The sequence below is a fragment of the Pseudomonas sp. YQ_5 genome, from assembly GCF_043103305.1.
Classification (GTDB): Bacteria; Pseudomonadota; Gammaproteobacteria; order Pseudomonadales; family Pseudomonadaceae; genus Aquipseudomonas; species Aquipseudomonas putida_Y.
Genome location: NZ_JBICJS010000044.1, coordinates 376,524 through 391,482, shown reverse-complemented (window position 1 = coordinate 391,482; position 14,959 = coordinate 376,524). Strand labels below are relative to the sequence as shown.

Annotated in this window: 12 protein-coding genes and 1 riboswitch; of the genes, 7 read left to right on the top strand and 5 right to left on the bottom strand. The window is 61.4% G+C overall.

Annotation, left to right across the window (positions count from 1 at the left end; all coding sequences use genetic code 11):
- Positions 1-16: 16 nt before the first annotated feature.
- Positions 17-3,412 carry an Ig-like domain-containing protein gene (locus ACF8EA_RS10045; RefSeq protein WP_392521866.1) on the bottom strand — a complete coding sequence of 1,132 codons (3,396 nt, stop codon included), beginning with the start codon at positions 3,410-3,412 and terminating at the stop codon, positions 17-19.
- 250 nt (positions 3,413-3,662) lie between these two features.
- Positions 3,663-3,777: riboswitch (TPP riboswitch) on the top strand.
- A gap of 78 nt (positions 3,778-3,855) precedes the next feature.
- Here ACF8EA_RS10045 and ACF8EA_RS10040 point away from each other — a divergent pair.
- From ACF8EA_RS10040 to codA, 5 genes are all read left to right on the top strand, one after another.
- Positions 3,856-4,503, top strand: a complete 648-nt coding sequence (locus ACF8EA_RS10040; RefSeq protein ID WP_021785115.1) for a TenA family protein — start codon at positions 3,856-3,858, stop codon at positions 4,501-4,503.
- Entirely contained in the window at positions 4,500-5,165 is a 666-nt protein-coding gene (tenA, locus tag ACF8EA_RS10035) for a thiaminase II (RefSeq protein WP_021785116.1), read from the top strand. The genes ACF8EA_RS10040 and tenA overlap by 4 nt, the downstream gene beginning before the upstream one ends.
- 229 nt (positions 5,166-5,394) lie before the next feature.
- A complete protein-coding gene (codB, locus tag ACF8EA_RS10030) occupies positions 5,395-6,660 on the top strand; it encodes a cytosine permease (RefSeq protein ID WP_392521865.1) in 1,266 nt (421 codons plus the stop codon).
- Positions 6,657-7,874, top strand: a complete 1,218-nt coding sequence (locus tag ACF8EA_RS10025) for a PucR family transcriptional regulator (protein ID WP_392521863.1) — start codon at positions 6,657-6,659, stop codon at positions 7,872-7,874. The genes codB and ACF8EA_RS10025 overlap by 4 nt, the downstream gene beginning before the upstream one ends.
- A gap of 4 nt (positions 7,875-7,878) precedes the next feature.
- Positions 7,879-9,120: a cytosine deaminase gene (codA, locus tag ACF8EA_RS10020; RefSeq protein ID WP_103470330.1), complete on the top strand. Its 1,242-nt coding sequence runs from the start codon at positions 7,879-7,881 to the stop codon at positions 9,118-9,120.
- A gap of 13 nt (positions 9,121-9,133) precedes the next feature.
- On the opposite strand, the gene ACF8EA_RS10015 is transcribed toward codA, so the two are convergent.
- The 4 genes from ACF8EA_RS10015 to ACF8EA_RS10000 all read right to left on the bottom strand — a co-directional run bounded on the left by ACF8EA_RS10015 (position 9,134) and on the right by ACF8EA_RS10000 (position 13,436).
- The gene (locus tag ACF8EA_RS10015; RefSeq protein WP_392521861.1) at positions 9,134-10,081 is read right to left on the bottom strand and encodes an ornithine cyclodeaminase family protein; all 948 of its coding nucleotides are present in this window, start codon (positions 10,079-10,081) and stop codon (positions 9,134-9,136) included.
- Positions 10,078-11,079, bottom strand: a complete 1,002-nt coding sequence (locus ACF8EA_RS10010) for a threonine/serine dehydratase (protein WP_392521860.1) — start codon at positions 11,077-11,079, stop codon at positions 10,078-10,080. Before ACF8EA_RS10010 ends, ACF8EA_RS10015 begins: the two co-directional genes overlap by 4 nt.
- 119 nt (positions 11,080-11,198) lie before the next feature.
- Positions 11,199-11,804: a transcriptional regulator gene (locus ACF8EA_RS10005; RefSeq protein WP_392521859.1), complete on the bottom strand. Its 606-nt coding sequence runs from the start codon at positions 11,802-11,804 to the stop codon at positions 11,199-11,201.
- A gap of 159 nt (positions 11,805-11,963) precedes the next feature.
- Positions 11,964-13,436, bottom strand: coding sequence for a hypothetical protein (locus ACF8EA_RS10000; RefSeq protein ID WP_392521857.1), 1,473 nt, complete (start codon positions 13,434-13,436; stop codon positions 11,964-11,966).
- A gap of 235 nt (positions 13,437-13,671) precedes the next feature.
- Between ACF8EA_RS10000 and ACF8EA_RS09995 the strand changes: the two genes are divergently transcribed.
- Together ACF8EA_RS09995 and ACF8EA_RS09990 are read left to right on the top strand one after the other, a co-directional pair.
- Positions 13,672-14,658 carry a DNA-binding protein gene (locus tag ACF8EA_RS09995; RefSeq protein ID WP_392521856.1) on the top strand — a complete coding sequence of 329 codons (987 nt, stop codon included), beginning with the start codon at positions 13,672-13,674 and terminating at the stop codon, positions 14,656-14,658.
- 55 nt (positions 14,659-14,713) lie between these two features.
- Positions 14,714-14,878, top strand: coding sequence for a DUF6021 family protein (locus tag ACF8EA_RS09990; RefSeq protein WP_172402784.1), 165 nt, complete (start codon positions 14,714-14,716; stop codon positions 14,876-14,878).
- The last annotated feature ends 81 nt before the right edge of the window (positions 14,879-14,959 follow it).

Below are 14,959 nucleotides of genomic sequence, written 5' to 3'. Positions count from 1 at the left end.
GGCCCCCGCTTTGCACTCACTTGTATTTGACTGGCGCTGTCACCGTCTGGCCCAGTGCCGATTTCACCGTGACCGTCGCTGGCGTGGCCGGGCCAAAGCCGGTGGTGGTCACCGCTACCCGCCAACGGCCCCCCGTAGTCGTGGCAGTCAGCGTCGCGTTCCCCAGGCTTACCGGGCCACCGGTGGTTGCTGCAGTCACGCTGATGCTGTTGCCCGTGGCCACCGTGGTAGTCCCCTGTACATCCCAGGTGAAACGGTTGCCGCTGCGTTCCTGCACCGTGGCACTGGTGACCTTGAGTTCGTCGGCCGCCGCTACTGCGGTTACGGCGATGCTGACCGTGGCCGGGGCCACCGACTCGGCCCCTTTGGTATCACGCGCCGTGTAATTGAAGCTGGCCGTGAATGGCGTGGCGACCGCAGCGGGCGGGCTGTACGTTACGGTGGTGCCGTCGGTGCTGACGGCACCCTGGCCGGAGTCCGGCTGGCTGAGGCCGGTTACCGTGAGCGGTACATTGCCGTCCGGGTCACTGTCGTTGGCCAGCACGTTCAGGGTGATCGGCGTGCCAGCCGTCGTTGCGGCACTGTCATTGGCCGCGACGGGTGGTTTGTTGGCCGGGTCGTCATTGTCGTCGTGGGTTTTGGTGCGGAACGTTGGCAGGCCCACCGAGGCCATGTAATGCACGCCATCCCATCCCGGCAGCGGGGTCGGCATCACCTGGAACTGCCCCGGGTGTTCAATATCCCAGCGCAGCAGCATCGAAGAGTCCTCGTGCTGTGTGTTGTGGCAGTGCTCCATGTAGGTGCCGGCAAACTCGCGGAAGCGGATGGCCATTTCCACCTCGATGGACGAATCAGTATCCGGCCCGATTCGGTACACATCCTTGCGCGCCCATTTTTCCCATTCTGGTGGGGCCTTGCCGTCGCGGCTAAGAATCACGCCTTCCTCGAAGTGCACGTGTACCGGGTGGCTCCAGCCATTACCGCCGTTGACGATTTTCCACACTTCCAGGGTGCCGTCGCCGCTGAAACCAGCGTCGGTGGACTGGTTGGCCAGTTGCGGTGCTGCACTGATGCGGCGTGGGTCCATGCTGTAGCCAAAGCCGCCGTCGGTCTTGATGGTCCACGGGGTGGTGTCCGTACCGTCAGAGCGGCCAAAGATGAACTCGCGGTGGCGGGCATCCTTGAGTTTGGCCTGGTCGGCTGCGGCGTCGCGGTCAATTGGCAGGGGCAGCATTTTCAGGCCGGCAGCCTTGCCTGGCTTGGCCGGCTCATAGGCTACCGGGTCCATGCTCAGGTCCTGGCCGGTGTACGGTTGCACCCACAGTTGCAGAAACTTGCCGACTGCCGGATCGCCCTTGTCCCACTGCGGGCCTTTGCTGGTCTGCTTGATCACCGCCTTGTATTTTTCCGACAGCACGTCGGCCAACGGGATAGCTTGCTTCGGACCTTTGCCGGAGTCGTGCTCCATCAGGTTGACGAAGTACAGCTTGTCGCCTGCCTTGATGCCATTCCTGGCGAAGTTGATGATGATGTCGTAGCGCTCGGCAATGCCCTGCAGTGGCAGGATGCCGTTGTTGTCTTGCAGGTTGCCGTCACCATTGAGGTCCATCGTGCCGTCGAATGGCACCGCGTGTTCCATGATGTTGCCGTCGTTGGCGATCATGTGGAACGGCACCCGCGCATACGACAGGTTGGAGCCGGACGGGCCTTTGAACTCGCCACTGTTACCGGCAATCTCCCGCACCACGGCGAACTTGAAGTAGCGTGAAACCGAACCGTTGAGGAGACGGAAACGGTAACTGCGCGCACGCACCTTGAGCCTGGGCTGGTACTGCCAGTTGACCAGGATCTGGTCACCGAGGAAGCCGTCAGTGTTGAACGGGTTGAACCACAGCTGGCCGTTTGCATCCCAGGCCTTGTCGGCTATTACCAGGTTGACGTCATAGTCACGGTTACCCCAGGGCATGCCCGAACCGCTTGGGAAACGCAGGTTGACACCGTCCTGCAGGGCCTCGTTGCCGCGGTCCAGGGCGCTGTAGTAGTTCATCATCACGGCGTTGCCTTTGTAGACGTTCTGCGCTGTGAAATCCATCATGTGGTCGTGGAACCAGTGGGTACTCATGGTTTCGCGCCAGTCGCCACGAATCTTGATACTGCCGTTCTCGCAGGTTTTCAGGCCCGGTGAACCATCGTTGACGAACAAGGTTTCACCCGGCGAGCAGGGGAAAGCTGCTCGCGGGTCCTGGGCACGGGTGTTGATGGTGTCGTAGCCGGCCAGCTGCACCGGCCAGCGGTAGTCGTAGTACTGGCCGGGGAAGAAGTACGCGTTGGCAAAGCCGTCGCTTTCGGCCGGGGAGTGGCCGTTGTGCTCGTGGGTCGAGATGGTATGCAGGCCAAAGCCGCCGTTGGCCGACGGGTCAATCGGCAGGGCGTTGTAATGGCGCATCAGGATTGGCTGGCCGTAGCGCACCATCAGCAGCTTGGGCGGGAAAGTGCCGTCGAAGGTCCACAACGATTTGTGGTTTTGCAGCGGCATGTTCGGGTGGAAGCGTATGTCGATACCCTTGGTGGTGCCCAGCGTGGTCGGAATGTCCGACGTCTGGTAGTACAGGCCTCCCGGGGCAAATTCACCGACGGCATAGTTGTGCAGTTGCTTGCGGTCGCGCAGGCCGAGGTTGATGCGCGCACCGGCCTGGGCGGTCTTGAACGCTGCCTGCGGGTAGAACTCGTTCCAGCGCTGGTGCGACCAGCCTTTTCCTGGTGGCCGGCCTTCAGCGGGCGAGCCGACCGGCTGGCGGTTGAGGAACATCTCGATCTGCGCCTTCCATGGGTTGCGGTCCAGCACGTTGGCGTACTGGGTCGGGAACGGGTACAGGCCGGGCTGCTTGAGGAACGCTTCCAGTGCGCTGCCACTGGGGCCGCTGCGTGCCACCACGTTGGGGTCTTGCGCGGGGGCCGCGCCGAGGGTGGGGACCGGGAAGGTCAGATCGGGCGCCGGCGTGGTCGGGTCGAGCTTCTCTGGCCCGAATTCTTCGAACAGCAACAGTTGCTGGGTGAATGGTTGCGCACCGAACAACGGGCTGGGTTTGCCGTTGGTAGGGTACTTGTCCGACGTTTGCAGGGCAGGCGGCAGCACGTTGTCGGTGCGTACCGTGCTGCGGTCGCCATACACGCCATCGGTCAGCTCCAACGAGCCTTCGTTGGCCTCCGGCAAGGTGTTCAGCTCAAGCAAGGCAGGGGTCGGGTCGTCCGGCTGGTCGGTGTAGGCCGACGGGTCGGTCGGCGGTGGCATGCTGTTGTCGTCAAGGGGGGATGCCATGGCCGTGATCAACCCGAGGCTGATCATCAGCGCAGTGACGGAGGACAGATGGAACGCGCGCCTGGACGCGTGGCTCATGGCGGATGTTTTCATTGGCTAAAGCCTCTTTTGCGGCCTTACGGCCTTAAGCCATCAATGGCGTTTTGCCCGTTAAATGGCCATCAGCAACAGCTATGCCAACAGATATTTCAGTAATGCTTTGACATACAAAACCTTGCAGCGCCTGGCGTGCACTAAATGATGGCGCGTCAAGAATGGGGACAGATGCCCATTAGCGGGTCACCATTGCCCACAGTTTGGGGAGTTGGACTAGTGACAGGCGCGGCGCCCTCGGGTATACCTGAGCGCCACCAAGGGGAGCCCGGCAATGGGCTGAGAAACCGCTGAACGCTACAGCGCGGTGACCCTTCGAACCTGATCCGGATCATGCCGGCGAAGGGATGGGGCTTGTAACCTGCCTTTTTGCCGGCCTCACTGCGAGGCCAGTCCATGTCAATTGCCACGGTCTCGCTGTCACCCTCCTCAAGGACAGCAACATGACCGAACGTTTCAGCCAGTCCCTGCGCCGCCAGTGCGAGCCGACCTGGTCGGCGGCCGTTGGCCACCGTTTCGTGACCCGATTGTGCGACGGCAGCCTGCCTGACCCGATCATGGTCGACTACCTGGTCCAGGACCACCGTTTCCTCGACAGCTTCCTGACCCTGCTGGGTGCGGCCATTGCCACCGCTGATACGTTTGAAGCCCGCCTGCGCTTCGGCCGCTTTGCCGGGATGATCTCCAGTGACGAGAACACCTATTTCCTGCGTGCCTTCGAGGCCCTGGGTGTCAGCCCGGCGCAACGCAGTGAACCGGCCGATACCGCGCCTACCGCAGGTTTCAAGGCGATCATGCGCGAAGCGGCAGCCACCCGTTCCTACGCAGCGGCACTGGCGGTGCTGAACGTCGCCGAAGGGCTGTATCTGGACTGGGCGCTCAAGGCGCCGAAACCGATGCCGGACAACTTCGTCCATGCCGAGTGGATTACCCTGCACGACAACCCGGCGTTCCAGGCATTCGTCGCTTTCCTGCAGGCCGAACTGGACCGCGTCGGCCCGCAGGAGGCCGCATTGGCCAGTGACTTCTACCAGCGCACCGTGGCGCTGGAGTTGGCTTTCTTCGATGCAGTTTATCCGGAGGGCAAATGAGCATGGATATCTTCGAGCGCCTCAAGGCCGCCGCCACGCCACAATGGAACAGCTACGTAGACCATGACTTCGTACGTCAGATGGGCGAGGGTACGCTGAGTGAGGAAGCGTTCCGGACCTACCTTGTGCAGGATTACCTGTTCCTGATCCAGTTCGCCCGCGCCTGGGCGCTGGCCGCCTACAAAAGCCGCCGCCCGGCCGACATTCGCGCGGCGCAGGCCGGGCTGGCGGCGATCCTGGATGAAACCGAGCTGCACTTGCGGCTGTGCGCACGCTGGGGCTTGACCCAGGCAGACATCGAAGCCGCGCCAGAGCACCAGGCCACGGTGGCATACACCCGTTACGTGCTGGACTGCGGCGCTGCCGGCGACCTGCTGGAGCTGCATGTGGCACTGGCACCTTGCGTGATCGGCTATGCCGAAATCGGCCGGACCCTGGCCGAGCGCATTGGCGACTTGAGCAATCACCCCTACCGCGAGTGGATTGGCGAGTATGCCGGGGAGGGCTACCAAGGGGTGGCAGCGGCAGCGCGCAAGCACTTGGATGAACTGGCGGCGCGCAGCATGACCGAGCAGCGGTTCGCCGAACTGGCAGGGATTTTTGGCCAGGCATCCAGCCTGGAGGCTGATTTCTGGCAGATGGGGCTGGACGGAGCTGTGTAAACCGCCATGGGCTGGGTGATTACTACCCAGCCCAGGCCCGCTTTGGTGCATGAGCGCCTCAAAATAAGTCGTCCCGCACACTCCAGATCGTCAAATCGCAGCTTTAATGTGCACAGTGCATATGGAATTCTGGGCGACCAGCCCGATTTTTCCGGGTGGCGGCGCAGTAAAAAAGCGGCCCGCATATTGCTCTTTCTGCTCCCAACTACAAACCCGGAGCCCCCGTGCAATGAGCTCACCCAGCGAATTCCCCCTCAGCGAAGCCCCGCAGTCCGCCCGTAGGGGCCTGTTGCCGATCGCGATGGTCTTGTTCAGCTTCACCTTCTTTACCGGCACGATGTTCGCCGGCGGCAAGCTGGGCATGGCATTCAGTTTTGTCGACATGCTGTGGGTGGCCACCCTCGGCAACAGCCTGCTTGCCTTGTATGCCGCAGTGCTGGCCTTCATCGCCTCGCGCAGCGGGCTGAACACCGTGCTGATGGGGCGCTTCTGTTTTGGTGAAGCGGGGAGCCGGCTCTCGGATTTTCTGCTGGGTTTTGCCGAACTGGGCTGGTATGCCTGGGGCACGGCCACGGTGGCCATCGTGCTGGTCAAGCTGCTGGGGCTGGCGGATGGCTTCGGCATGCCTTTGATGGTGCTGTTCGGGCTGGGTTTCAGCATTACGGCCATCATCGGTTTCAAGGGGCTGGATGTGTTGTCGCGGGTGTCGGTGCCATTGATGTTCGTGCTGCTGTTGGTGTCCATGTACATCGCCACCCGCGATGCCGGTGGCTTTGCCGGCCTGGCTGCCGTTGTACCGCATGAAACCATGACTTTTTCGGCGGCAGTCACCATGGTTTTCGGCACCTTCGCCAGTGGCGCCACCCAGGCCACCAACTGGACACGGCTGGCACGCAGTGGCCGGGTAGCGGTGACCGCCAGCGTGGTGGCATTCCTCCTGGGCAACGGCCTGATGGTGGTGGCCGGCGCGTGGTGCGCGATGGTTTACCAGCAGGCCGATATCGTTGACGTGATGATGCTGCAGGGGCTGTCGTTCGCGGCGGTGGTGATGCTGTGCCTGAACCTGTGGACCATTCAGGGGCCGACCATCTACAACGTGTCGGCCGCCGCCTGCCATTTGTTGCGCAGTGAGCGCCGGCGCACGGCAACGCTGGTGGCGGCCGGGGTTGGCATTGTGCTGGCGATGGGTGGCATGTACGAAATGCTGATCCCGTTCCTGGTGCTGCTGGGGTCGATCATTCCGCCGGTGGGTGGGGTGATCATGGCTGACTTCTGGTATCGCCACCGCGGCAAATACCCGCCGCTGGGTGCGGCAAACCTGCCACGCTACAACCTCACCGGGCTGCTTGCCTATGCCGTGGGCGCTGTACTGGCCTACGCCTCACCGTGGGTCGCGCCGCTGGTGGGCATCGCCGCCTCGGCAGTGTGCTACATCGTCATTCTGGAGCTGGGCGCACGCCGCCGGGCGCCAGGCCAGGCGGGTGTCGAGCCGTGAGCCTGGCGCTGGACGAGATCCTGCATTTGCCCGGCCTGCACGAAATGCATGTGCGGGCCGGGGCGCGCAACCTGCAACGGCGGGTACGCTGGCCTTACGTGGCGGAGAACGAGGGGATCGCCGAATGGGTGATGGGCGGTGAACTGGTATTCGTCACCGGCATCAACCACCCGCGAGGCGAAGCCAACCTGCTGAGCCTGGTGGAGGATGGCGACGCCGTGGGCATTGCCGGCATGGTGATTCTCACCGGCGGCAGTTTCATCCAGAGCATCCCGGCGTCCGTAATCGCGCGCGCCGAGCAACTGGGCTTACCACTGATCGAACAACCCTACGCGCTGAAGATGGTGGTGGTCACCCACCTGATCGGCACTGCACTGGTGCAGATGAGCCAGGTGCGCCGCTCGCGCAACGACATCCTTGGCCAACTGCTCACGGGCGACTACCCGAGCCTGGCGATTGCCCGGCAGCGTGCAGCGCACCTGCAACTGGCGCTGGACAAGCCGCAGCGCCTGCTGGCATTGCGCCTGACAGGCGTGGACGGCTTGTTCGAGCGCCACGGGCTTGCACACGGCGAGCGTACCTGGCAAGCCACCCGGCAGGCCCTGGAAGACCAGCTGGAAGCCTGGTGCCGCCAGCGGCCTGACAGTGTGACGGCGCAGCTGCCGGGCGACCTGTTCGTGGTGCTGCTGGCCGATACGCACGACTTACCCGAGACGTTGGGTGCGCTGTACCGGCAGTTGCAAGCCGCGACAGGTGAACTGGGCCTTTACATGGGCCTGTCGAGCCTCGCTGACGATTGCGCGCACTACCGCCAGGCGCTCAACCAGGCACGCCAGGCGCTGGATGTGGCGCAGCATCTGCGCCCGGCCAACGGCTATTGCAACTTCAGCGAGCTCGGCGTGTTGCGCCTGCTGCAAGGTATTGTCGACCGCTCGCTGGTTGACGATTTCGTCAGTCGCACCCTCGGCCCGCTGATCGCCCCTGGGCGCAAACACGCCCACGCTTTGGTGCATACCCTCGACGCCTTGCTCATGGAAAATGGCAACGGGCTCAAGGCCGCACAGCGTCTGGGGATGCACCGCAATACGATCAATCAGCGCATCCAGCGCATCGAACAACTGAGCGGGCAGTCGCTGGACGACCCGCTTTTTCGCATGAATGCTTCGGTCGCCATGCTGGTATGGCGCATGAGCGAAGCCCACGGCAAGGAGTAACAGCATGAACATCATCAACGCACGCCTGCGCGGCAAGCCTGGCCTGTTCCGCGTCGAACTGAACGGCGAGCGCATTGCCGCGATCGTGCCCCAGCCCGACGTCGTGACGCCCGCTACGGTCAATGATCTGGACGCCGGGCAAAACCTGGTGGTCGCGCCTTTTGTCGAGCCGCACATTCATCTTGATGCCACGCTGACCGCGGGTGAGCCGAAGTGGAACATGAGCGGCACGTTGTTCGAAGGCATTGAGCGCTGGTCCGAGCGCAAGGAAATCACCACCCACGACGACATCAAGACCCGTGCGAAAAAAACCATCGGCATGCTGGTGGACCACGGTATCCAGCATGTGCGCACCCACGTCGATGTGACCGACCCGAAACTCACTGCGCTCAAGGCCATGGTCGAGGTACGTGACGAGGTGCGTGAGCTGATCGACCTGCAGATTGTCGCCTTCCCGCAGGAGGGTATCGAGTCGTACGCCAACGGCCGGGCGCTGATGACTGAAGCCGTGGCAATTGGCGCCGACGTCGTCGGCGGCATTCCGCATTTCGAAAATACCCGCGACCAGGGTGTATCGTCGGTGAAGTTCCTGATGGACCTGGCCGAGCGTACCGGCTGCCTGGTGGACGTGCACTGCGACGAGACCGACGACCCGCAATCGCGCTTCCTCGAAGTGTTGGCCGAAGAAGCCCGGGTACGCGGCATGGGGCCCCGGGTCACGGCCAGCCACACCGTGGCCATGGGCTCGTATGACAATGCGTATTGCTACAAGCTGTTCCGCCTGCTCAAGCTGTCGGGAATCAACTTTGTGTCGTGCCCGACCGAGAGCATTCACCTGCAAGGGCGCTTCGACAACTACCCGAAACGTCGTGGCGTGACCCGCGTGGCCGAGATCGACCGCGCCGGCATGAACGTGTGCTTCGGCCAGGACTCCATCGTCGACCCGTGGTACCCACTGGGCAATGGCAATATCCTGCGCATTCTCGAAGCCGGCCTGCACATCTGTCACATGCTCGGCTATGAAGACCTGCAGCGCTGCCTGGACCTGATTACCGACAACAGCGCCCGCACCCTGAACCTGGGTGAGCGCTATGGCATCGAGGTGGGTCGGCCGGCGAACCTGTTGCTGCTGTCGGCGCCGGATGATTACGAGATGGTGCGCAGCCAGGGGCACGCGTTGGTGTCGGTACGCAATGGCAAGGTGCTGATGCAGCGCACGCCAGCGCAGGTGCAACGTTTGCGCTGACGCTGTTGTCGCCTCAGGTGCACAGGGCTGCCAGGGCGTAGCTTGCGACTTGTGCATCCTGCACTGCCACACCGGTCAGGTCCGCCAAGGTAATCTGGCTGTCGTGCTCACGCCCCTTGGCACGGCCAGCCAGCAGCGTACCCAGCTCGATCAGCTGGTTAGCGTCGATCTGGCCACTGCCGAGGGCATGGGCCACTTCGCCGTACTGGCTGCACTGGGTGATGGAGTCGACAATGATACGGTCTGCCCTTGCCACCAGTGCCGGGTCCAGTTCCTGCTTACCGGGCGCATCAGCACCGACGGCGGTGATATGCGTACCCGGCTGGACCCACGCGCTGTGTAGCAGCGCCTGGCGGGAAGGCGTGGTGCAGACGATCAGGTTTGCGGCACCTGCAACCTCGGCTGCATCCTGCGTGCTGTGCACCCCGAAGCCCAGTTCACGGGCAAATGCCGTATAGGCCGCAAGCCCGCTATCATGCCGGCCCCAGACAATCACCTGGCGACAATCGGTCACCGCGCGAAGCTGCTCAAGCTGCATCTGCGCCTGCATGCCGGAGCCGAGGATGCCAATGGCCTTGACCTGGGCCGGCGCCAGCAGCCGGGCGGCGATACGCCCGGCCAACGCGGTGCGCATGGCAGTCAGCCAGCCTTGGTCCTGCAGCAGTGCCAGCGGCTGACCGGTGTGTGCAGACAGCACAAGCATCAGGCCATCATTGCTCGGCAGGCCCTTGGACGGGTTGTCGTAGAAGCCTGTCGAAAGCTTGACGGTGAAGGTCGGGCTGCCTTCGATGTAGGCCGACTTCACGCAACAGTCACCGTTCGCGCCCTTGAATGCGAAGCCCTGCACGGGCGGCACCTGCACCTTGCCTTCGGAGTAGGCGATGAAGCCTTCCTCCAGCTGGCTTACCGCCAGCTCTGGGTTGAAGCGGGCGATGATCTGCGACTTGCTGAAGACCTTCATTGAACGGCCTCGAGGAACTTTTCCACCAGGATGTTACGGCCACACAGGATCACCGCGACACGCTTGCCCTGATAGCGCTCAGCGAGCTTTTGCATGCCGGCGACCGCAACGGCTGCAGCGCCTTCGATGATCCAGCGCTCACTGCTGGCGATAAAGCGCATGGCGCTGCGGATTTCGTCCTCGCTGACCAGCACGGTATCGGTGAGCAGCGCCTGGCAAAGCGGGAAGGTGATCGAGCCTGGCTCGACGCCGCCAGCCGTGCCATCGGACAGCGTTTCGCAGGCATCCACTTCGATGATTTCACCGGCCTTGAGTGATTGCTGCAGCGTTGGGTCGTTCGCCGGCCAGCAGCCGATGATCTCAGTGCCCGGCATGAGTACGCGCAGGGCGGCGCCGATGCCGGAAATCATCCCACCACCGCCCACAGCGACGAACACCGCGTCCAGGTCTGGCGCCTGCTCAAACAACTCCATGCCTATGGTGCCCTGGCCGGCAATGACCTGCAGGTCGTTGTAGGGGGACACGAAGGGTACGCCGTGGGCCTTGGCTTGCCTGGCTGCTTCCAGCTCTGCACTCAGCGGGTCGGTAGGCAGGCAGACTACTTCGGCGCCCAGCGCGCGCATTGCCTCTATTTTGTATGCCGATGCGCCCGTGGTGGTGTAGACCTTCACTGGCACGCCAGCCATCTTGCCGGCCAAGGCCAGTGCCTGCCCATGGTTGCCGGAAGAGGCGGCTATCACCCCCTGCTTGCGCACCTCAGCCGGCAGCAGGCGCACCTTGTTGCTGGCACCGCGAAACTTGAATGAACCGGTGTGCTGCAGGTGTTCGCATTTGAGCAGCACTTCACAGCCGGTCAGTGCCGACAGACGGGCGCTGCGAGCCAGCGGCGTGATGCTGACGGCGGGGCGCAGCGCGCCGTGGGCTTCCTTTATGGACGTGTACAATGCATCGAGGTATCGGGCATCGACAATGGTCGGTGAAACAGTGGCGACTGGCATGCTGCGCTCCTTGTGGAATAATTATCCACAGTAGAATATCAGTCCATTCAAGGCAAGTGGGCGAGCGCAATCGCTGGCAATACCCTGACAGGCTGCCAGTTCGGCCAAGCGGCGGGCAGTTAGCCCTTGAGTTCTTTCAGGTACTTGTAAACGGTGGCCCGACCCATGCTCAGAACGTTGGCGACATAGTCAGCACCACTTCGCCCTTCGAACGCGCCTTCAGCGTACAGCGCCTGCACCAGGCTGCGTTTGTCCTTCATCTGTAAGGTCTGCAGCGACAAGCTGCGCGCTTGCAGCCAGGCATGCAGGAAGGTGTTGATACGTTCCTGCCAGTCATTGCGGAACAGCGAGTCAGGTTGCGGTACCAGCCGGCTCATCTGGAAGAACGCATCGAGCGCCACGCGGGCTTGCTCCAGTACCGACACGTTCAGATTGATGCACATCAGGTACTCGGGTTCGCCCTGCGAGTCGCGCAGTACGGTACTGATGGAGCGGATCTTCTGGCCGTTCCAGTTGAGCTTCTCGTAAGGGCCCAGGTTGGTACCGCCAAGCACATCGTCCAGTTCGTGATCGATCGCCGAATCATCGCCCAGCTTGCGCCGGGAAAAGTTGTTGGCGATGTGCACGACCGTCTGGCTGTGCAGTTCATGGACGATGACTTCAGCGTGCGGATACAGCAGCAGGGCGATGCTGTCGGCGATTGCCTTGTAGTTTTCCAGGGTCATTTTCTGTCGGTGATCGGTGCTGGACGTCCATGGTGGCGGCAAAGCGTTACCGACACAAGGTGGCGAGCCTGCAGCTTCCGTTGCCGGTCACCACTTCAGCAATGCCGGTTTCGGTGGCTGCATCGACGGAATCATGGGAGTGTGGGTATGGCGCTGACTTCAACCATTGATGAGTTCTAGCACTTTAGCGGGCTCGAGTATCGGCAGCGGCAAAACGACAGATGCCCAATAATAATAATGATCGTCCTCAATGTCTCTCGCCAGCCAGACGGTAAAAGGGCTAGGTTGGTCAGCGGCAGGGGTGAAAACGCCACTTTTATCGATATTGCCATTTCCTGTGATTCTGACCCATTGGGTATTTTCCGCACTGACCTCAATCGGTTCATCGTATTCGATACTTGAGTAGTACAGGGTGAGTTTGACTTTTCCTGAAGAAAGGGATGCTTTAAAAAAGTGGGTCTCCCCGAACAAGGGTGTCAAGAACGTCGACGTCGCGTATTGACTGCCAACTTGCGCCTTGATTACATCGGCGACCAATGGGTATTCAGGCACTGTCGCCGACAACGCTGCGGGAACATTGGTTTTGTTGTTTACGTCAAGTGTGACAGCAGGGTCAAGAGGGGCGGGCGGGTAGTAAAACCAGCTTCCGCTCTCTTGCTTCAACTCACCCAGTGCCTCACCGTCAAAGGTGAATTGGCTATTGGGGGTTGCAGGCTCCAACGTGAGCGCCTGCTTTTCAGCACCCGCATACACTTCCTTCAGTAGTGGGTAGATTGACGCAGGTACTGCAGGCTCAGAGGCGCTATCTGCAGCCTCGAACGCGCTATTCAGCGCGAATTCGGCAGTATAAGAACCGCTCGCTGGGTAGTAGGCGCCATTCATGAAATCTATCATTTCCTTCGGCGCGAACAATGACACAGCAGTGTCCCGGTCTCGGGGCGGGTGACCCTGCTTCAGCTCGGGGAAGGCCGTGTCCTGATAGATAATCCCAAACCCCACAGGTCCGGTTAGTCGTTCGGCGTTAACGCTCAAGGTGTCCGGGCTTGAGGGCGTCGAGGGCGGTGGAACCTGGAACAGCATGAGGGGGTCGCCGTCTGTGAACTGGCCTATGGTATCACCCAATAGAATCCCGGTGGGTGGCACGGCAGAGGGTAGTTTAATACCGCGCTCTTGTATGAGGTCGTCCACCATTTCTTTAGGGTAACCACTGCCGTTATGGTGAATTGTAGCCCCAGCGGGCAGCCTAAGCGTAAGGCTTCCTTCATTGTCGATTGTATACTTGAGTGGCGCTGACAAGGTCATCATCACGACAACGTCGGCGTCAGAATACCAAGCCTGATTGATTTCATAAATGCGCTGGGTGATGGTGCCTGAGCGTATTCTTGTGCGAAACCCCATGTACCTCAAGACGCGCTGCACGACAAGTAACTGGTTTTCGCCGAAGCGCATGGAAGCGGTGCCTAGATCGAGCGCTCCAAACTTGTAAATGCCGAAGCCGGCCTCCTCGTCATAGATAATTTTTTCACTGAGGGTGTTGCGTTTGCGTGACGCATGGCGGTCCCAGTACTCGTTTAAATCTGGCTTGGACAATATCGTCATGATCGAGGGTTGACTCAGGTCTCTGGAGGGCATCGCGATTCACCAATGCTGTGGACTTGTAGGCGATTAACCTCCGAAAGTGGATTGCAGTAAACTGTTAAAAATGACAGTTGATCTGGGGGCATATTTGCGACCAAGGCACCAGGCGCGCATGAAAAAAACCGTGATTATGAGGCGGTAGGAATGATTTGCAGGTGCCATGCGTTATCTCCATAATTGGCATGTCATTACGTGGTACATAACATAGTACGAATTTTTAGGAGCACGCATGGCCCGGGGCGGTATCAACAAGGTGGTAGTGCAGCAAGCGCGTCAGGCGCTGATTGCCCGGGGCGAGAACCCCAGCATTGATGCCATACGTATCGAGCTGGGCAATACCGGCTCCAAGACCACGATTCACCGCTACCTGAAGGAACTGAACGGCCAGCAGCCGATGGCTTCCGAAGGGGGCGCCGCGCTGAGCGATGTGCTGAGCCGCCTGGTTGGGCAACTGGCAACCCAGTTGCAGGACGAGGCCGACCTGAAGATCGAGCAGGCCGAGAGCACCTTCACGCAACAGCGCGAGACGCTTGAGGCGCAGCTGGAAATCGCCCAGCAGGCACTGGCTGCAGCGCACCAGCAACACAAGATCGATGCAGCAGCATTGGCTGCAGAGACAGAAAAGCTGTTGTCCACCCAGAGCACGCTGCAAGCCGAACAGCTGCGCAGTGCCAGCCTCAACCAGTCACTGGGTGAGTTGCAGGTGCGCCTGGCTGACAAGGACGAGCAGGTCAAATCGTTGGAAGACAAGCACCGCCATGCCCGCGACGCCCTGGAGCACTACCGCAATGCCAGCCGTGAACAGCGTGAGCAGGAACAGCGCCGCCACGAAGCGCAGTTGCAGCAGATGCAGGTGGAATTACGCCAGTTGCAGCAGGGCATGATCATCAAGCAGGACGAGCTTACCCGCTTGCACCGTGACAATGAGCGTTTGCTGGGAGAGCATCGTCAGGCGGCCAGTGAATGCCGGGCGCAGGATGAGTTGCTGGAACAACGCGATGCGCAGATCCAGGGCCTGCGCACGATCCTGGCCCAGGCACAAGGCGCCAGCGAAGAGATGCGCCGCCAGTTGGATGTGCAAGCCCAGAGTCTGGAAGCCAGACGGGACGTGTGCGCCGAGCAGGCGCGGCAGTTGCAGTGGCTCGAGGAACAGTTGAAGGCACGCGACGAGGCGTTGGCGCAGTGTCGGGCGCAATTGGCCTCGGTTGCAGATTAATCAAACTTTTCCTGGCGGGTGGTTTCTTCCTTAGACACTCACCGGAGACAACGCCATGCCTGGATCTCAACCACCACGTAAAGAGGGGCCTCACTCGACCGAGCAGGCCGATAAAAAGACAGACCTTGGTTTCGACCCCGACTCCCCGGATGTCGAAGACCCTCAAGTCGACCCGCAGGGCCCGGCCAAGCCGCCTAGAGACATTGAGAAGAAGCAGTGAACCGCGGCCTTGATAACTGGCCTCATCGCCGGCAAGCCATGCGCTATCCCTCGGGAACCGGCTTGCCGGCGCCGCTCACCA